Source organism: Duganella sp. Root336D2, assembly GCF_001425005.1.
GTDB lineage: Bacteria > Pseudomonadota > Gammaproteobacteria > Burkholderiales > Burkholderiaceae_D > Rugamonas.
The window spans coordinates 1-17,258 of sequence record NZ_LMDB01000009.1 but is presented as its reverse complement, the minus strand read 5'-3'; the positions used below and the strand labels follow the sequence as shown (position 1 = coordinate 17,258).

18 protein-coding genes and 2 pseudogenes are annotated in these 17,258 nt (G+C 57.8%); 19 read left to right on the top strand and 1 reads right to left on the bottom strand.

Annotated elements, in window-relative coordinates; translation table 11 throughout:
• Positions 1-14: 14 nt before the first annotated feature.
• The 19 genes and pseudogenes from ASD07_RS09375 to ASD07_RS09290 all read left to right on the top strand — a co-directional run bounded on the left by ASD07_RS09375 (position 15) and on the right by ASD07_RS09290 (position 16,821).
• The gene (locus ASD07_RS09375) at positions 15-728 is read left to right on the top strand and encodes a response regulator (protein WP_055928530.1); all 714 of its coding nucleotides are present in this window, start codon (positions 15-17) and stop codon (positions 726-728) included.
• Positions 729-978: 250 nt separating this feature from the next.
• Entirely contained in the window at positions 979-1,107 is a 129-nt protein-coding gene (locus ASD07_RS32195) for a hypothetical protein (RefSeq protein ID WP_307143689.1), read from the top strand.
• A 54-nt stretch (positions 1,108-1,161) separates the two neighbouring features.
• Positions 1,162-1,419 carry a DUF3567 domain-containing protein gene (locus ASD07_RS09365; RefSeq protein WP_055928525.1) on the top strand — a complete coding sequence of 86 codons (258 nt, stop codon included), beginning with the start codon at positions 1,162-1,164 and terminating at the stop codon, positions 1,417-1,419.
• A 119-nt stretch (positions 1,420-1,538) separates the two neighbouring features.
• Positions 1,539-2,198, top strand: coding sequence for a suppressor of fused domain protein (locus ASD07_RS09360; protein WP_055928520.1), 660 nt, complete (start codon positions 1,539-1,541; stop codon positions 2,196-2,198).
• 410 nt (positions 2,199-2,608) lie between these two features.
• Positions 2,609-2,998, top strand: a complete 390-nt coding sequence (locus ASD07_RS09355; protein WP_055928518.1) for a VOC family protein — start codon at positions 2,609-2,611, stop codon at positions 2,996-2,998.
• A 6-nt stretch (positions 2,999-3,004) separates the two neighbouring features.
• Positions 3,005-3,400 (top strand): hypothetical protein, encoded by a 396-nt coding sequence (locus tag ASD07_RS09350; RefSeq protein WP_055928515.1) that lies wholly within the window; start codon positions 3,005-3,007, stop codon positions 3,398-3,400.
• The gene (locus tag ASD07_RS09345; RefSeq protein WP_055928512.1) at positions 3,393-3,857 is read left to right on the top strand and encodes a hypothetical protein; all 465 of its coding nucleotides are present in this window, start codon (positions 3,393-3,395) and stop codon (positions 3,855-3,857) included. Before ASD07_RS09350 ends, ASD07_RS09345 begins: the two co-directional genes overlap by 8 nt.
• A 181-nt stretch (positions 3,858-4,038) precedes the next feature.
• Positions 4,039-4,422 (top strand): VOC family protein, encoded by a 384-nt coding sequence (locus ASD07_RS09340; protein WP_055928509.1) that lies wholly within the window; start codon positions 4,039-4,041, stop codon positions 4,420-4,422.
• A gap of 175 nt (positions 4,423-4,597) precedes the next feature.
• Positions 4,598-5,011 (top strand): hypothetical protein, encoded by a 414-nt coding sequence (locus tag ASD07_RS09335; RefSeq protein WP_055928506.1) that lies wholly within the window; start codon positions 4,598-4,600, stop codon positions 5,009-5,011.
• 9 nt (positions 5,012-5,020) lie between these two features.
• The gene (locus ASD07_RS09330) at positions 5,021-5,806 is read left to right on the top strand and encodes a class II glutamine amidotransferase (protein WP_055928502.1); all 786 of its coding nucleotides are present in this window, start codon (positions 5,021-5,023) and stop codon (positions 5,804-5,806) included.
• A 54-nt stretch (positions 5,807-5,860) separates the two neighbouring features.
• Complete coding sequence (locus ASD07_RS09325; RefSeq protein ID WP_055928500.1) at positions 5,861-7,144, top strand: EAL and HDOD domain-containing protein; 1,284 nt, start codon at positions 5,861-5,863, stop codon at positions 7,142-7,144.
• A gap of 80 nt (positions 7,145-7,224) precedes the next feature.
• Positions 7,225-8,145, top strand: a complete 921-nt coding sequence (locus ASD07_RS09320) for an ABC transporter ATP-binding protein (RefSeq protein ID WP_229207107.1) — start codon at positions 7,225-7,227, stop codon at positions 8,143-8,145.
• A gap of 9 nt (positions 8,146-8,154) precedes the next feature.
• A complete protein-coding gene (locus ASD07_RS09315) occupies positions 8,155-9,435 on the top strand; it encodes an ABC transporter permease (RefSeq protein WP_055928494.1) in 1,281 nt (426 codons plus the stop codon).
• An 847-nt stretch (positions 9,436-10,282) separates the two neighbouring features.
• On the top strand, positions 10,283-12,451 hold the full coding sequence (locus tag ASD07_RS09310) for an RHS repeat domain-containing protein (protein ID WP_055928491.1): 2,169 nt from the start codon (positions 10,283-10,285) through the stop codon (positions 12,449-12,451).
• On the top strand, positions 12,448-13,833 hold the full coding sequence (locus ASD07_RS09305) for an RHS repeat protein (RefSeq protein ID WP_055928488.1): 1,386 nt from the start codon (positions 12,448-12,450) through the stop codon (positions 13,831-13,833). The genes ASD07_RS09310 and ASD07_RS09305 overlap by 4 nt, the downstream gene beginning before the upstream one ends.
• Positions 13,834-13,848: 15 nt before the next feature.
• Positions 13,849-14,868 (top strand): RHS repeat-associated core domain-containing protein, encoded by a 1,020-nt coding sequence (locus tag ASD07_RS32155; protein WP_304439088.1) that lies wholly within the window; start codon positions 13,849-13,851, stop codon positions 14,866-14,868.
• Positions 14,869-14,884: 16 nt separating this feature from the next.
• Complete coding sequence (locus ASD07_RS09295) at positions 14,885-15,400, top strand: hypothetical protein (protein ID WP_055928481.1); 516 nt, start codon at positions 14,885-14,887, stop codon at positions 15,398-15,400.
• Positions 15,401-15,805: 405 nt separating this feature from the next.
• Positions 15,806-16,363 (top strand): annotated as a pseudogene (locus ASD07_RS30040) (RHS repeat-associated core domain-containing protein); the annotation flags it as partial.
• Positions 16,360-16,821, top strand: coding sequence for a hypothetical protein (locus ASD07_RS09290; RefSeq protein ID WP_055928478.1), 462 nt, complete (start codon positions 16,360-16,362; stop codon positions 16,819-16,821). The pseudogene ASD07_RS30040 and the gene ASD07_RS09290, both read left to right, overlap by 4 nt.
• A gap of 127 nt (positions 16,822-16,948) precedes the next feature.
• Here the strand turns inward: ASD07_RS09290 and ASD07_RS09285 are convergent.
• Positions 16,949-17,167: pseudogene (locus ASD07_RS09285) on the bottom strand (transposase); the annotation flags it as partial.
• Positions 17,168-17,258: the final 91 nt, after the last annotated feature.

Sequence of the window (17,258 nt, the reverse complement as noted above, 5' to 3'; positions counted from 1 at the left end):
GGGGCAAGGGATACATGGCAAACATTCTCGTAGTTGATGATGAAATGGGCATCCGGGAGCTGCTCTCGGAAATCCTGGGTGACGAAGGTCATGCGGTCACGCTGGCGGAAAACGCCCAGCAGGCGCGCCAGGCTCGCGCCGGCGGCACGCCCGATCTGGTCTTGCTCGACATCTGGATGCCGGACACGGACGGCGTTACGCTGCTGAAGGAATGGCAGCGAGATGGCTTGCTGACCATGCCGGTCATCATGATGTCCGGTCACGCGACCATTGATACAGCAGTGGAGGCGACCCGCATCGGCGCCATGAATTTCCTGGAAAAGCCGATTGCGATGCAAAAGCTGCTGAAGGCCGTGCAGGCTGGCCTGAGCCGGGCGCAGGAAGCCGTGCGCGCGCCGGTGATGGCGACCCGTCCGGTGATGCCGGCGCCGGTCGAAGAGAGCAGCTTCGGCCAGGTGCAGGTGACGCAACAGCCGGTAACCCACAACCTGGGCATGGCGCGTGCGGTCAACGGTGACAATCCGATCTTCAACCTGTCGTTCGACCTGCCGCTGCGCGAAGCACGCGACGCGTTCGAGCGCATGTACTTCGAACACCACCTCGGCCGCGAAGGCGGCAGCATGACCCGGGTGGCCGAGAAGACCGGACTGGAACGGACCCACTTGTACCGCAAGCTGAAGCAACTGGGTGTCGAGCCCGGCAAGCTGTCGAAGAAGAATCAGGCTTGACGGATCAAGCTTGGTCCTGACGACCCTGGTAACAGGCGCAACGGCCGCAACGCGTGAGCGCGCGATTGCGGCCGTTTTGTTGCCTGGCGCACCAACGGCCATCATCCTTGAAGGATTGGCCCTCGCTAATTCTCCATTGGTGTATGATGAAAGTGACCCGACGGTATGGCAGCCGCAGGTACATCGCATCGCCCCCGGCTGCTTATGCTGCGCCGGTAATCTTGTCTTACGTGTTACATTGAATCGTCTCTTGCGCCGTCCCCCGGCGCAGCTCTTTATCAGCCTGGCCGATGCCACTCACGTGGATAGCCTGCGCGCCATGCTTGCCACGGCACCTTACGACGCCCTTCTGCGCCTGGAGCCGGTACTGAACGCTTGAAAATGGCCAGGACAGCCCCATCTCGGTTTGGAAACGAAACGTGAAGGAAGCCACATGAACCTCATTTACAACAGCGAGCAATACAGTGTTGTCGAATTTGGCGCGGACCGCAGCCTGGAAGCCTTGCGCTTCGGCGGCTACGAGATTGTCGACAAAGGCGGTAAGCGCGAAATCTTCATTGCCGGGGTCATGGCGCAGAACTTCCGCCGCGACGTTAACGAATTGATTGCCAGTGAGCCCACCATCGAGGAGATCGATGATTTCCTGGGAAACTATGAAGCACTGATGAGTCAGCCAGTGCTGTTGCACTAAGTCTTTTGCATCCTTCCGTGGAGCGCTCCTTTGCTCCACCATGGGCAGCCATGTCAGCGCTGCCCGTTTTCCTTAGTCCCCTGGTGTAGAATTTAGCAAAACGCTAACTCGAGGCGCCATTGGACCTTACCGAATACAAAACTCGATTTTCCGGCCGCGACGATGCGGCTCCTGGCTGGGACGCTATCGAAGATTCCCTCAAGCGGCTCTATGGAGAGCAGGAGCCCTGGCATTGGGGCACGGTCATCAAAGGCTTCCTGGGTGGGCCGGACCCCATCGACGGGGTTAGCGCATATCAAAGCAATGCCTCCGGAACTCCGCACTTCCACTTTTGCAGCTTCGGCTTCACTTCGCTCTATTACGACGAGCAATCGGTGGGCAAGGATTTCAGCCGCTTCGGTTTCGAACTGACCTTCCGGCTGGCAAACAAAGGCGAGACCCAGGACCAGCTTGTCTGGGTTTGCAGCCTTATCCAGAACCTTGGCCGCTATATTTTCCAGTCGGGCAAATGGTTCGAGGAATATCACTGGATACCGGCCAATGGTCCGATTTACCTGGACTCCGACACCGACCTTGTGGGTCTGGTCTGCGTGCTCGATCCTGAGCTGCAGCCTATCGATACACCGCATGGCCGTGTCGAATTCCTGCAGCTGGTGGGCATCACAAGCGCCGAACTTGAGGACATCAAGGCCAATCGGCGCACCAGCAAGGCAGTGGCGGACTCGTTAAGGGAAGGCAACCCATTGCTGATTACCGACCTGGGGCGGCGCAGCACCTAATGCCCTCCAATCCACGACCTGTCTTCTGTAGTGAAGCATGTGAAAAGGCGGAGCTCGTTCGCTCGGTTGGTGAATGCCCCGAGTGCAGGCAAACCTGGACGGGTAGAGCTGCTGACGGGACCGACCATTACCGCAACAATGCCTGGGCCACTGCAACTGGGCGGAGGCGTTATTGAAGCTGCCGCGATGGGCGGCGCGAGATGCGTTTCCGCCGCTTTCACCACGCGTGGCGATCGCTAATGCTGAAGCGGTGGTTAAGGACCTTCTCAAAGAAGCTGGTTCGTTTGATCCCAAGTTTTCTAAATGCTCCCTGCGGAAGTTAGATGAAGAGGCATGGTATTACGAGATTCAATTATGTTGACCGATTCGAGTTCTATCGCTGGTCGGACTAGTTAATTCCAGGAGCTCAAATGCCAGCCATAGGCTTTGGCCATTACAACCTGCGCGCATCGCGAGCGTTGCTCGATGAGTTGCGCGACTTTTATTGCGATGTGGTCGGGCTGACGATCGGCCACCGGCCACCGTTTCGCAGCTTTGGCTATTGGCTGTACGCTGGCGAACACGCTGTGTTGCACTTGTCCGAGGCCGGGCCGGATGAAATCCGGCCAGCGCTGCCAACAGGCACGTTTGACCATGCGGCCTTTCGTTGCACTGATCGCGCGGCGTACGAAAGCAAGCTTGCTGCGCGCGGCATCAAGTACCGGTTTGCCGTTGTTCCGGCAACGCAGCAGCTTCAGATTTTCCTTACCGATCCGGCGGGGAATGGCATTGAACTTAACTTCGAAAACGAAGATGCCTGAGGCTCCATGACGCAAACTTACTATGACCCGGATGCGGAGCCGAATCCGCGTGAATGGCTTGCTTTACCGGGCCGGGATCGGTTTCGTGTCGTTCAAAATTACCATATTGCGAAGAGACTGAAGCTGCGCAATTCGAAGATTCATGCGTATCTCCATGTCGCGGTTGAGGACCAGCTGGCGTCGGGGTACGGTCCGAGCAAACGCGCGGTAAAACGACTGATGGCGGAAGGGCAGTCGCGGCACGACGCAGTGCATGCCATTGGTATGGTCATTTCGAAATTCATGTATCACAGTGCTGAATGGCGCGCAGATGATCAGCATGCCGCATCCCAAGCTCGAATGGGCGAAGCAATCGAATCCCTGCGTGGCAATACCGGGTCCTTAGGTGAAGACGATGCCTGAGATGCAGGGATTTCGGATTAAAGAGCGCCTGCAAGACCAGCTGGGACCGCATGTGATGTCGTATTTTCCGAATCATCCAATCGAACATGAGGCCCTTTGGATTGGTGCGGTATTTGAGAACCTGCGCCTGGCTGTTGCGCGAGGTGACCCGGACGCACTCGACATGGCCATCGAATTGATCGACCAGGATCCGATGTGGCTGCCCTTCGGTAAGCTAATCAAAAGCGACCTTGCGCGCGCCCTGAGAAAGAACGCAGGCCAGGTCTTGCCAGTTGATCGCGCCAGAATCATTGCAACGTTTGTTCGTTTGCTTAAGGAGGCCTATACGCCAAGGGAGCTCGAAGACTATGCCAAACTAATAAAGAAGTTTCCAAAGGCCGAGTATTCCGGCCTGGTCGCTTCGGTTAAGCCGCTGTGCGACAAGGCGCGTACTATGCAGGAGTATCTGATTTCGTAGCTCAGTTGGCGGTGCAGAACGCTGTAGAGGCGGTACTCACGCTGCGGGACATTCCATTCCAGTTGGATCATGGATGCGCAGCTCTGCCTAGAAAAATACCTGCTGGGCGATACGATGAGCGTTCTTGATCGCTATCGATCGGCCGCCGACCTACATGCGTTGGAGATTCTAAGGAGGTTTCATGAAGCGGACATGGACAATCATCGGCGTAGCCGACGTCGCCCATAGCTTCAACTGGTATCAAACCCTGTTCGGGCAGCCGAAGACCGCACCGGCCCATGAATTCTTCGGGCAGGTACTGGACGGAGACGGAACGGTCCTGCTCTGTCTTCACCAATGGGGCTCGCATGATCATCCCACGCTGGCAAGTCCCGGCGATTCGCAGCCCGGTAATGGGTTGTTGCTGTTCTTCCGCGTCGATGACTTTGACGATGCATTGGCCAGGGCGCGCGCCCTTGTGGCGAAGCTTGAGGAAGAGCCAAGCGTTAATCCCAGCACCGGAACGAGGGAGTTTGCACTTCGCGACCTGGATGGCTATTACGTGATGGTGAGCGCATGTGACTGAAGACCAGGCTGACGGCGAGGCTCGGGATTGAGCATCCGGTCCTGCTGGCGCCAATGGGTGCATGTCCGGCTGGAGGCTGCGGGCAGCATGGGCGTCGGTTGCGGCTTCGCGCCGCCGGCTGCGGAGATCATCAACTGGATGGTCGCAGAGGCTTGCGCTTATTGGAAAGGGGCCAATGGAGCAGGCGCTGATCAATCCGAATCGATATCTTCTTGTTGCCGTTTCAGTTGGCGCATATGCATCAAGTCTGCTAATGCCCGCATTGCTCTGCCGATCCAATAGCATGATGGGATTCCAGGTTCTGTTCATGGGCTGGCTCGGCATCATAGGTTTGCAGCCCGCGTGGTTTGCAAACATTCTTTACTTCCTCATGATTTATCGCGTAGCGCGCGGGACAAACAACCGCAACCTGTTGATGCCAGGCGCAGCTTCGTTCCTGGCAAGCGCTGGCCTGGCCGGCGGACCGGGTTGCGGCCCCGATATCGGAAACCTGTCCCTCGGATTGAGTGCCGGCGGCTATCTATGGATTGCCGCAATTCTTGTGGTATCGGCCTACTATGCGGCCAACCGCCCGGCGCCCGCATGGTAAAGTTGAGGGATGTGCCAACTTCTCGCAATGAACTGCAATGTCCCGACCGACATTGTGTTCAGTTTCACCGGCTTCGCCCTGCGCGGCGGGCAGACCGATACCCACCATGACGGCTGGGGCATTGCCTTTTTCGAAGGCGCCGGCGTGCGCCATTTTGTCGACCACCAGGCCGCGATCCATTCCCCGATTGCGGAGCTGATCAAGAACTATCCGATCAAGTCGAAGAACGTGATCGCGCATATCCGCAAGGCCACGCAGGGCGAGGTCATGCTGGAGAACTGTCACCCCTTCGTGCGCGAGCTGTGGGGCCGTTACTGGGTGTTCGCCCACAACGGCGACCTGAAGGAATTTGCGCCCGTGCTGCACGGGCCTTTCCGCCCGGTCGGCACCACCGACAGCGAGCAGGCTTTCTGCCTGATCATGCAGGAGTTGAGCGAGCGCTTTGGCGACACCTGCCCGCCGTTGCCGATGCTGCGCGCGCAGATCGAGAAGACCGTGCGCAGCATTGCCGCCCATGGGACTTTCAACATGATGCTCTCCGACGGCCGCGCGATGTTCGCGCATTGCTCGACCCATTTGCATTACATCGTGCGCAAATATCCGTTCGATACGGCCAATCTGTCCGATGAAGATGTGAGCGTGGACTTCTCGCAGGTCACCACGCCGAATGACCGCGTAGCAGTGATCGTGACCCAGCCATTAACTACCAATGAGCAATGGACCGCCTTTGCACCAGGCGAGATGAAATGCTTTGTGGATGGCCTGCCGCAAAAGCGGGACTTCGAGAAAATTTAACAGACACCGGCAAGAATTGATGCCAAAATGTCAGGACACGTCAGGAATTTCCCTATGATCGACCTTTCCAGCAACGATGCGGCCTCCCAGAGCCTGAAAGTTCGCGAATTTTATCTGGGCCGGCAGCCGATCTTGGACCGGAACCAGGCCTTGTTCGGATATGAGTTGCTTTTTCGCAACGCTCCGGTTGGCCCGGCCAATATCAACACTTCCGCCCTGTCCGCTACTGCAGCGGTAGTGGCGCATGCGGCGCAACTGGGCATGGAACGTACTATCGGCGACGCCATCGGCTTCGTCAACGTCGATGCGGACGCGATCCTGAGCGATATCTTCGGCTTCCTGCCGCGCGAAAAGCTGGTACTGGAAGTTAGCGCTGCCAGCACGCTGGCGCCGGCCGTGCTGTCGCGCATGTCGGAACTGGTCAGCCACGGTTTCCGCTTTTCGCTGGACGACATCAATCCCGATTCGCCGCAACTGCCTGCGCTGATTCCGATGGTGGAATACATCAAGCTGTCGATGCGCGACATGCCGCTCGATGGCCTGGTCAAGCTGGCGCCGCGCTTCAAGCAGGACGGCAAGAAGCTGGTGGCCTGCAAGGTTGAGAACCGCGACGAATTCAAGAATTGCCTGGACCTGGGCTGCGATTACTTCCAGGGCTATTACTTCGCCAAGCCGGTCATCATGAGCGGCAAGAAGCTGTCACCGTCGCAAATGGCGGTGATGGAACTGATGACCCTGGTGAGCTCGGATGCTGATAACACTGAGATCGAACGTGCCATCAAGAAGGATGTGTCGCTGGCGCTGAACCTGCTGCGCCTGGTAAATACGCCGGCTGTTGGCGCGCGCCAGCGCATCGACTCCCTGAGCCAGGCGGTGCATATCCTGGGCCGCCGACAGTTGCAGCGCTGGCTGCAGATCATGCTGTACGCGGAACCGGGCAAACGCGGCCATTCGATGACGCCTTTGCTGATGCTGGCCACCACGCGCGGCCGCCTGCTGGAACTATTGGCCACCAAGCTGCGCCCGGCGCACCGGCATGTAGCCGATATCGCATTCACGGTCGGCATCATGTCGCTGATGGATACGCTGTTCGGCATTCCGATGCAGGAAATCCTGGCCCAGATCCCGATGGGCGACGAAGTCGGCGAAGCGCTGATGTTCCGCGGCGGTTTCTTCGGCGACTTGCTCAAGCTGGCCGAGTGCATCGAGCGCCTGGAGGACATGGACACCCGCATCCTGCCGGCCCTGGCAGACCTCGCGATTTCGACCGAGGAACTGGTGGAGCTGGAAATGTCGGCATTCGAATGGAGTGACAACGTGGTGCGATACGCCCTGTAGAGGCGTGCGCACCGATAGCGGCGCCGCAGTAGCGGCGCCGTTTTTTTTCTGGAGGACGAAGAGTGTTAAGTGTCACGGGGTTGAGCAAGTCTTTTGGGGAGCGGCGCGCGGTCGATGGCGTTTCGTTCCAGGTGCAGCCTGGGCAGACCGTGGGCCTGCTGGGGCCTAACGGCGCGGGCAAGTCGACGACAGTCAGCATGATCTGTGGACTGATCAAGGCGGACGCGGGCAGCGTCACGCTGGATGGCGAGCCGGTAGTGCAGGGCGCCAGTGCGGCCAAGCAGAAACTGGGTTTGGTGCCGCAAGACCTGGCCCTGTATGAAGAGCTGCCGGCGATTGAAAACCTCAAGTTGTTCGGCGCGCTGTACGGCCTGAAGGGCGCGGCGCTTGCCAGACGTGCGGAGGAAGTGCTGGCGCTGGTGGGCCTGTCCGACCGCGCCAAAGACAAGCCATCCACCTTCTCGGGCGGCATGAAGCGTCGCCTGAATATCGGCGCGGCGCTGCTGCATGATCCGCAACTGCTGATCCTCGACGAGCCGACGGTGGGCGTCGACCCGCAAAGCCGCAACGCCATCTTCGATACGCTGGAAGCGTTGAAGGCGCAGGGACGTTCGCTGATCTACACCAGCCATTACATGGAAGAAGTCGAGCGCCTGGCTGACCATATCGTGATCATCGACCACGGCAAGGTGCTGGCGGATGCGGCGCCGTCGGAGTTGTATCGACGTCTGCCGGCGCAAGCTGCGCTACAGGTGGAGCTGGCGGGCGCCGATATCCTGCCGGCCGAATTGCTGGTCGCTTCGCTGGCCGGCTTGCCGGGTGTTGCAGGCGTGCGCCGCGATGGTGTCGTGCTGGACATCAGCCTGCACGGAGCGGCCCACGCCGCGCCCGTGCTGCGCTGGCTGGACGAGCAGGGCCACGCGCTGGCCCATTTCTCGACCGCCCGCACCAAGCTGGAAGATATCTTCCTTTCCCTGACCGGCCGCACCCTGCGCGACTAAGGAATTCCGATGACAGCAATTATTGCAATGATCCGCAAGGACCTGATCCTGTATTTGAGCGACAAACGTGCGCTGATGCTTAACCTGCTGATGCCGATCGTGCTGGCAGCTTTCTTTGGCTCGCTGTTCGGCGGCTCGGGTAGCGGCAATAACAGCAAGATTGAAATCGGCCTGGTGCAGCAGGACAGCAGCGTGATCGGCCGCAAGATCGGCGATTCGCTGAAGGCCGATGCCAACCTGTCGGTCAAGGAGATGAGCCAGCAGGAAGCACAGGATAAAGTCCGCGCGGGCAAGCTGATGGTGGCAGTAGTCATTCCGGCCGGCTTTGGCGATGCGGCTGGCAAATCCCTGTTCCAGCCTGACAGCAAGCCGGAGCTGCCGGTGTATTACGACCCTTCGCAATCGACCGTGCTGGCGATGGTGAAGGGCTTGCTGACGCAGCACGTCATGCAGGGTGTGACGGGAGAAGTGATGGGCGGTGGCGCCTCGGGTGCCAAGTTCACCGACGACAGCTTGAAAAAGCTGGAAAGTTCTCCTGCCGGCGAGGACAAGGATGCGCTGGTTGGCCTGCTGGGGAGCCTGAAGAAATTCCAGGAGCACGAAGCGGCCAAGCCGGCGAAAGAGTCGGGCAGCGGCGTCGGCATGAGCGTGCCGTTTAACACCAAAGATGAAGCACTCAGTTCGGGGCCGAAGTACAACGGCTACGCACACGCGTTTGCGGGCATGGGTGTGCAGTTCATCCTGTTCATGGGGATTGATGTGGGCATCGGCATCCTGCTGGCGCGCCGCATGGGGATCTGGAATCGCTTGCTGGCGGCACCGATCACGATGTCGCAGGTGTTGGTGTCACGCGCGTTGTCGGGCGCCATGATTGCTGCGGGCTTGATGGTAGCGATCTTCTTCGCCGCGATGCTGATGTTCAAGGTGGAAATTACCAATCTGGCCGGTTTCGCGCTGGTGGTGGTGGCATTTGCGTTGATGACCGCGTCGTTCGGCCTGCTGATTGCGGCGTTTGGCAAAACGCCTGAGGCGGCGCGCGGACTGGCGACATTTGCGACCTTGATCCTGGTGATGCTGGGCGGGGCTTGGGTACCGACGTTCGTGTTTCCGGCCTGGATGCAGCAGTTGACCGTGGTGGTGCCGACGCGCTGGGCGGTCGATGGGCTGGATGCCATGACCTGGCGCGGCTTGGGGATGGATGTCGCGCTGCAGACGGCTGGGGTGCAGCTGGCGTTTGCAGCGTTGTTCGGGATGCTGGCGATCTGGCGCCTCCGCGCTCAAACTCGGTAAAGCGGATCTGCCAGAAGCAGCAGCTTAATGATTGGAACGTGCCTGGCCAATGAGTTGGATACTGGGGGCGTTTTAGGTTGGAAGCTTTGGCTGACCTGGCACGGTCAATGGATTTACTTTCGCTCCGGGTGGTTTCGGTCAGAAGCTGTCCATTGACCTTTAGGAATTCGAGGAACATCTAATGCAGCACGAGCTGGAGAAAAGTAAGCGGCAAATCTGAAGAAAATCCTCGCTGCGACGGGGATTTTTTTTACTCATCGAATATTCAAGTTATGCAGTTCTCCTGGTGCGATATGTTCAGGACCGTCCATCATCTCAGGGTATGTCAACCTGAGCCGTCGTATATTTTTGATGTACCGCAAAGCGCCTGGATGGCGGTGATGGTTGCGTAATGTGGCGACGGCCTGCATAGTCGTTCGACTCGGGTAGACTTCGATCCCCGCAACCTCTGAACGCGGGTTTGGCGCCGCGAGTGCAAAAATGCAGTAATGACCGCCACAGCATATGTGATAATCCGAGAGAATTATTCACTAATGTACATGATATTCTTCCGGGAATTTATTTCCTTAAGACAATAATCATGATTGCGAAGTGGATAATTGCATCGCTCGCTAGCCTATTGCTAAGTGCGAATGCCTATGCTGACTATGTTCCCGTCACTCCCGACGGTAACACAGTCATGTGGGTCGGAGATTACGGGACGAGTGAGGCACTCTTTGCCGCGTGTAACAGCCTTGCGTCGGAACTTGGTCAGGACCCGGTGCGCATCTGTGGTTCCACGCCACCCCCGCTTCATACCCACTATGGCTCTGGTTATTATCACAGATTCACGACCCCGGCGAGTCCTATGGATGTCTATTTCGCGGCGGCCGCCTGCGGCACCGATGGACGGTACATCTATGCGCCGGAAAAGTACGCATGTGAGTATATTGCGCCGGTTGGCGAGCCTGTGCCGTCCGCTCCCAAAGGGAACGGTCCGACGTGTCCAATGTGCGGGAACCCGATCGCGCCGGGTACCGGTAATAAGGTGCAGATCGAAGCAGACTTTGTTCCTGCAAACCCCGGGTTCAAGCTCGAACTGATCCGTACATACAACGGTGGGCAATTCTCCGGTGACGTGCACGCCAAAGGTGTGTTCGGCAGCCACTGGACTTCTGCACTCGACCGCAAAGTCTGGCTGCGTAACAGCACAAAGCCGATGGCGTGTTACACCCGGTCCGAAGGCATCACTTTCTGCACCTTCCCGCATCCCGACGGAAGTGGACAGTCGGCCGTGGTGACCCGCCCCGATGGAAAGCTCCATATTTTCAACCGATCTGGCAGCCAATGGATTAGTGACGACGATGTCAACGAGCGTCTGAGCGCCCAGTACGCCGCGGACGGTGTTACGCCAACCAGCTGGAATTACACGACAGCGAGCCAGGATGTCGAGAAGTACGACGCCAATGGCCGCTTGCTGTCCATCGCGTCTGCCACCGGCGCTTGGCAGCGCTACACCTATAGCACCGGCGCCAGCAATGACACGTCGGTGTCGCGTTCACCCGAAGATGCACCTGCCTGCTCAAACGTGCAAGCCGGGCCGGAAATTGCTGCAGGACTGCCCGTCTGCGTCACCGACAACTGGGGACGCCAGATGCAATTCGAATACGACGAAAAACAACGTGTCGCCAAGGCCATCGACGCTGCTGGCCAGGCATATTTGTACGAATATGACGGTGTCACGGGCGACTGTCCTACCAATAACAAAAACCCCGAAATGTGCCGGGCAGGGAATTTGACAGCGGTCACATACCCGGGGAGCCAGAAGAGAAAATATCACTATAACGAGTGGAACCTGATCAACGGCGGAACCCCCTGCAACAATGCAGTCAGCTTCGGCCCGAACTCCCGCCACCTGCCCAACGCCCTGACGGGCATCACGGATGAAAATGGTGCGCGCTACGCGACCTGGAACTGGAATTGCTACAACCAGGCGACATCGTCCGAGCACGCGGGCGGTGTAGAAAAGGTGAGCCTCTCATACACCGGGCATGCCCCGGACGGCACCAGTACCACTACGGTGACCTCCTATGTTGGCACCGCCGCGGTGCCGCAAACAGTCACCCGCAACTACCACTACAGGATCGCGCTTGGCGTAGCTTTGAGCGACGCCATCGACCAGCCATGCGAAGGCTGCGACGGCCTGCGCGAGCGTACCTTCGACGCCAACAACAATGCGACGAGCACCAAGGACTGGCAAGGGAACAAGAAGGTCTTCAGCTACGACCTGACCCGCAACATGGAAACCAGCCGCGTTGAAGGCTACGGCACCCCGCTGGCCCGCACCATCAGCACCGAGTGGCACCCGACCATGCGCCTACGCACGAAAGTCGCAGAGCCGCTGCGCATCACCAGTTACACCTACGACGCCAACGGCAACCTGTTGTCGGAATCGGTGCAGGCCACGACAGATGCCAGCGGCGCCAGCGGCTTCTCTGCCACGCCAAGCGGCACGAGCAAAACCTGGAACTTCACGTATAACGATGCAGGCCAACTCCTCACCAAGAAAGGGCCAGGCGTCGACATCACGCTCGCCTACGACAACCAGGGCAACCTGGAAACGGTAACCAACGCAGCCGGCCACGTCACCCGCTACGGCAATTACGACGTGAACGGACGGGTTGGCCAGATCACCGATCCAAACGGCATGGTGACCAGCTTCGCCTACGGCCCGCGTGGCTGGCTCGACTCGGTATCGAGTGGCAGCGAGATCACCAGCTACACCCATGACGCGGTGGGTAACCTGAAAACCGTTACCACGCCGGACGGTACCACCACGACCTACAGTTACGACGATGCACACCGTCTGACCGCTATCGCCGACAGCCTGGGCAACAAAATCACCTACACTCTCGACCTTTCCGGCAACCGGGTTGGCGAAGACAGCAAAGACGCGGGCGGCCAGCTGACCCGCAGGATCAGCCGCGTGTTCGATACGTTCAGCCGCCTGAAACAAGTTACCGGAGCAGTGCAATGATCCGCGCCACCATTTTCGCCATCGGCGCTGCACTGTGCTGCGCCGCCAGCGCACAAGTCCAGAACATGATGACCAGCTACGACTACAACACCGCCGGCTTGCTCACCAAGGTCACCGATCCGCTGAACCGCATCACGACGAATGACTACGATGTGTTTGGCCGCCGCACCGTGACGACCGATCCTCGCTCGGGCGTCACCGCATACGGTTACGACGGGCTTGACCGCCTGGTCAAGGTGACGGACGCCCGTAATTTGGCCACGACCTACACCATTGATGGCCTGGGCAACCTGGTCCAGACCAGCAGCCCCGATACCGGCAACACCGTCAACACCTACGACGACGCCGGCAACATCAAGACGCGCACCGACGCCAAGAACCAGACCACAACCTACCAGTACGATGTGCTGAACCGCGTCACCTCCGCCGCCTTCAGCGATGGCACCAGCGTCACCTACATCTACGACCAGGGTGCAAACGCAATCGGCCGCCTGAGCCAGGTGACCGATGCCAGCGGCAGCATCCAATACGGTTACGACGAGCATGGAAGGGTAGTCAGCGAAGTGCGCACCACTGGCGGCCAAGCCTACACCACCACCTACCGCTACGACCAGTACGGCCGCCCCGCCGGCCTCACTTACCCGAGCGGCCGCAGCGTCGACTACGTGCGCGACGACATGGGCCGCATCAAGGAAATCCGCAGCACCAAGGACGGCGTGGCACAGCTGTTGGCCAGCCAGGTAACCTACCAGCCTTTTGGCCCGCTGCAATCGCTGGTGTTCGGCAACGGCCAGACCTACTCGCGCAGCTATGACATCAATGGCCGCATGACGGGCTACACCCTCAATGGCCAGGTGCAAACCGTCGCCTATGATGCAGCGAGCCGCATCACCGGCGTGACCGATGGCGGCAACGCCGCCAACAACCGCAGCTACGGCTACGATGAACTCGACCGCCTCACCAGCGAGCAACGCGCCCAGCGCAGTCTTGGTTACAGCTACGACGCCGTTGGCAACCGCACGCAATACGTGAACGGCGCCGCATCCACCGCCTACACCTACGGCAGCACCAGCAACCGCCTGGCGCAGCTCACCGGCAGCCAGAACGCCAGCATCGCCACCGACGCCAACGGCAGCATCACCGGCAACGGCAGCGCCACCTTCAACTACGACGCGCGTGGGCGCATGGTGTCGGCCAACACCGCCATCGGCCTGGTGAGCTACAAGATCAACGCCCTCGGCCAGCGCGTGCAAAAGACCACGCCGACATCGGCCACCGTCTACCACTACGAAGGCAGCGGCAAGCTGATCGCCGAGAGCACCGATGGCGCGCTGACCGAATACGTCTACCTGGACGACATGCCGGTCGCGGTACTGAAATAAGACATGGAGAATCACGTGTTCAAGAAACTCTTCACCGCAGCATGGACGGCGCTGCTGCTGGCCTGCTGCCAACTGGCAGCTGCTGCCCCCACGGTCAACGTCACGGCCACCCCAAGCAATCCAACAGTGCCAGCGACCGTCACACTCGCCGTCACCGCGACGTCGGACGGTAACCCCGTGATGGCCACGCAAGTGGAATACTTCAACGGCAGCACATCGCTCGGCGCGAGCGTGCAGGCGCCCTTCACGCTGACGCTGGATAACTTGGCAGCGGGTACATATCAGATCATCGCCAAGGTCGCCACGACCGATCCCGCGAACCCAATTCTGCAATCGGCGCCGCTGGCCGTCACCGTTGCTACCCCGCCAGGCACGGCGACCGCATATTTCATCCACACCGACCAGCTCAACACCCCGCGTGCGATCACCAATGGCGGTGGTAACCTGGTGTGGCAATGGGACAGCGATCCATTCGGCAAGGATGCGGCCAATGAACAACCGGCGGGGCAGCCCGTTTTCACGTTCAATCAGCGCTTCCCTGGGCAGCAGTTTGACCGCGAGAGCAATCTGCACTACAACTACTTCCGGGATTACGACCCGCAAATCGGCCGGTATCTGCAAAGTGATCCGATTGGGCTGCGAGGCGGAATCAATACATATGGCTATGTCAAAGGTAATTCGCTTTCATACGTTGATCCGCTTGGATTGCAACAAGGTTATCCAGGAGAATCTCCTGCTCCCAAAGCACCTATCGGTTTGCCCAATCCATCTGCCGAAGCGCAGCGCGATCTTGCACTTCGTCTTACCAGGGCGACGAATTGGTTCGCTCAGAAAGTGAAGGATATCTGTTCGCCAGCGAAGCCGACTCCGGAGGAATGTAAGAAGCAATGGGATGATGCAAGGAAGTTCTGTGATCGCTTGTACGACAGCGGCTATCTCCCTGATAAGAATGGAAAAGGGGCCGGTGGAATGAATTGGAATCAGTGTGTCGCCGGGCAGGTTACAGAGGACTGCGGCGGAAATCCCATCGAATAAGGAAAGGATCATTCTCATGGGTGATGAAAAGATAAATGTGGATGTAGCATTGAAAAAAGCTGACCAGCTTTCTAAGGAAGAGCGGTTTCAAGAAGCCATTGATATATGCTGCGACGTAATTGCACAGGAAGCTGATTGCTACGCTGCCTACAGTGAGCGTAGCTGCAATTTACATGCACTTGGTCGTTTCGAAGAAGCTCTTCGCGACTTGGGAAAACTGATCGTGCTCAGACCTGCTTCACCAACTGCATACTTCCGCAGAGCTAGATGGCAAATTGAACGTGGTGCGTATGAACTCGCATTGGCGGATCTCTATCAGGTGATTGATTTCAAAGTCGAGTACTTCAACGAGAGCGCATATTTTCATCTTGCCGTCGCGCTACTAAACGTGAATCGAATTGATGACGCGCTGCAGGCTTGTGGAATGCTCTCCCCTGGCTTTAAAGAGTTCATTAGTACGCCATCCACACCTGGGAAAGCATTGTGGCGGGATGAGCTGATGCTTCTAATCCAGCAAGGTAAAAGGATCTAGGACCTAGCGAAGCCCGTGTTCCCTCCTTAATAAAAAATCCGTCTTCCTAAGCCGTTGCTTCACGCGCGGGTTATGGGGGCGGCTTCTTTTTAGCGGCTAATGGAAAAACCATTCGCAGCGTCAGCAATTCAAGTTCCCCATCATTTGGTCGGTTTGGTATTTGATGACCATGCCGTTCAGGGGTGCCAGTCACCGCCAGCGGCCTCTTGGCCGATCTGGCAGCCAGCGCCGAAGATTGAATTTCCCTGCCTCTTACGCGTGCTACCGTGCGGCTGCAAAATCGTGTCTGGAAAAAATTTTCGAATAAAGGGGAAATTCGCCCGCGCGCGTTACGCAAGCTTTTGATTCGTTTAGGGAAATTCGCCAACTTACGACGAACTCGCGTCAGGGCCAACACTCTACAACTATTCTCGCGACTACGATCCATCGCTGGGGCGATATGTTGAAAGCGATCCTATTGGTCTCAAAGGTGGAATAAATACTTTTAGTTACGTGAGCGGGGATCCAATATCTCGCATCGATCCGCTTGGGCTCGCGGAGCAAAATTTTTTCGATCCAGACAATCCCCATGACAGCCAGACCCGAGCAGGCGCCGATGCGTGGAATCCTAGTTGGGCATACGCTGTTGGCGGTCACGGCAATTTCATTAACATGGAAGATCGTCGAGATGGCGTTAAGATCATCTACCCATGGCAGCTCGCAGAGATCATTCGCAAAGACCCGAGATGGAAAGGACGACCAATCATATTAGGATCTTGCAATACCGGCAGACCGCGTCCTGATGGGAAGCCCAACTTCGCACAGCAGCTCGCAAACTATCTAGGGGTAGACGTCACCGCACCAACGGACTTCGTCTGGTACGACGCAAACGGAATGCGGGGATCTGGTCCATATCCTAGTGGTCCTCCGTCAGGTACTATTGGCCCCTGGAAATCATTTTCTCCGATGAGTGTCAAAAGATGAAAAAGTCACTATTGGCTTTGGGATTCATCCTATTTTTAATTTTTGTCTTTCAGATTATTGAAAAAAGCGAAAAGAGAGCAGTGAGTCCATCTGCTGCGTATCTTCTGCGCAAGGATGAAATAAAAAAATATCAAAGTGCAGCTCGGTCTGGTAGCTGTGAGGCTGCAAATAAGCTAGCCAGATTCCATCTCAACATTAGTTTTCGAACGGATGAGGCAATCTACTGGTATCGCCTCGGTCGCCAATGCGTGGACGTCAATGCAAAGTTGGAATTAATTGGTTTGTTAATGGATAGCGACGACCGCGACGTTATGGCTGAGGTCGACCAAATTCTTATCGAGATCGAAAAGATTAATCCACGCGAAGCAACGCGTGCTAAAGAAGCAATTCGTGCGACTCGAGAACGCCGACTCAACCAAACGGAAAAACTGCCGCCTTCTGGCGTTCAAAGTCGATAGTAATGGCTGACGCGGGTCGAGAGCAGTCTGCACTACAACTACTATCGGGACTACGATCCGCAGACGGGGCGGTATGTCCAGAGTGATCGGTAATCCCCCCATTTTTGATGCACGCCAGAAGTAGGGGTTAGGCAGCGAGAGCGAGCTTCTGTTTTGGTGTGATGCCGCCCAGGCCCATGTTGGGCCGCTCGTGATTGTAAGTCCAGAGCCAGCCAGTAGCAAAGTCTTGGATCTCGTCCAACGATTCAAACAGGTGCTGTGCAAGCCAGTCATAGCGCACGGTGCGGTTATAGCGCTCAATATAGGCGTTCTGTTGCGGCTGTCCTGGCTGGATAAAGGTAAGCGTCAAAGCAGCGCCGTCTTGAGCGCCACGCTGCTTTAACCGATGATGTTCCCAACACCGCTGGGAAGCGGAGTTTAAACGCCGGAGAATTTAT

What these genes read in the sequence shown, in the direction of transcription:
- ASD07_RS09375 (WP_055928530.1), top strand. Translation starts at nt 15, where the DNA reads ATGGCAAACATTCTCGTAGTTGATGATGAAATGGGCATCCGGGAGCTG.
- ASD07_RS09350 (WP_055928515.1), top strand. Translation starts at nt 3,005, where the DNA reads ATGACGCAAACTTACTATGACCCGGATGCGGAGCCGAATCCGCGTGAA.
- ASD07_RS09340 (WP_055928509.1), top strand. Translation starts at nt 4,039, where the DNA reads ATGAAGCGGACATGGACAATCATCGGCGTAGCCGACGTCGCCCATAGC.
- ASD07_RS09365 (WP_055928525.1), top strand. Translation starts at nt 1,162, where the DNA reads ATGAACCTCATTTACAACAGCGAGCAATACAGTGTTGTCGAATTTGGC.
- ASD07_RS09295 (WP_055928481.1), top strand. Translation starts at nt 14,885, where the DNA reads ATGGGTGATGAAAAGATAAATGTGGATGTAGCATTGAAAAAAGCTGAC.
- ASD07_RS09315 (WP_055928494.1), top strand. Translation starts at nt 8,155, where the DNA reads ATGACAGCAATTATTGCAATGATCCGCAAGGACCTGATCCTGTATTTG.
- ASD07_RS09330 (WP_055928502.1), top strand. Translation starts at nt 5,021, where the DNA reads ATGTGCCAACTTCTCGCAATGAACTGCAATGTCCCGACCGACATTGTG.
- ASD07_RS09345 (WP_055928512.1), top strand. Translation starts at nt 3,393, where the DNA reads ATGCCTGAGATGCAGGGATTTCGGATTAAAGAGCGCCTGCAAGACCAG.
- ASD07_RS09310 (WP_055928491.1), top strand. Translation starts at nt 10,283, where the DNA reads ATGGATGTCTATTTCGCGGCGGCCGCCTGCGGCACCGATGGACGGTAC.
- ASD07_RS09305 (WP_055928488.1), top strand. Translation starts at nt 12,448, where the DNA reads ATGATCCGCGCCACCATTTTCGCCATCGGCGCTGCACTGTGCTGCGCC.
- ASD07_RS09335 (WP_055928506.1), top strand. Translation starts at nt 4,598, where the DNA reads ATGGAGCAGGCGCTGATCAATCCGAATCGATATCTTCTTGTTGCCGTT.
- ASD07_RS09355 (WP_055928518.1), top strand. Translation starts at nt 2,609, where the DNA reads ATGCCAGCCATAGGCTTTGGCCATTACAACCTGCGCGCATCGCGAGCG.
- ASD07_RS09290 (WP_055928478.1), top strand. Translation starts at nt 16,360, where the DNA reads ATGAAAAAGTCACTATTGGCTTTGGGATTCATCCTATTTTTAATTTTT.
- ASD07_RS09325 (WP_055928500.1), top strand. Translation starts at nt 5,861, where the DNA reads ATGATCGACCTTTCCAGCAACGATGCGGCCTCCCAGAGCCTGAAAGTT.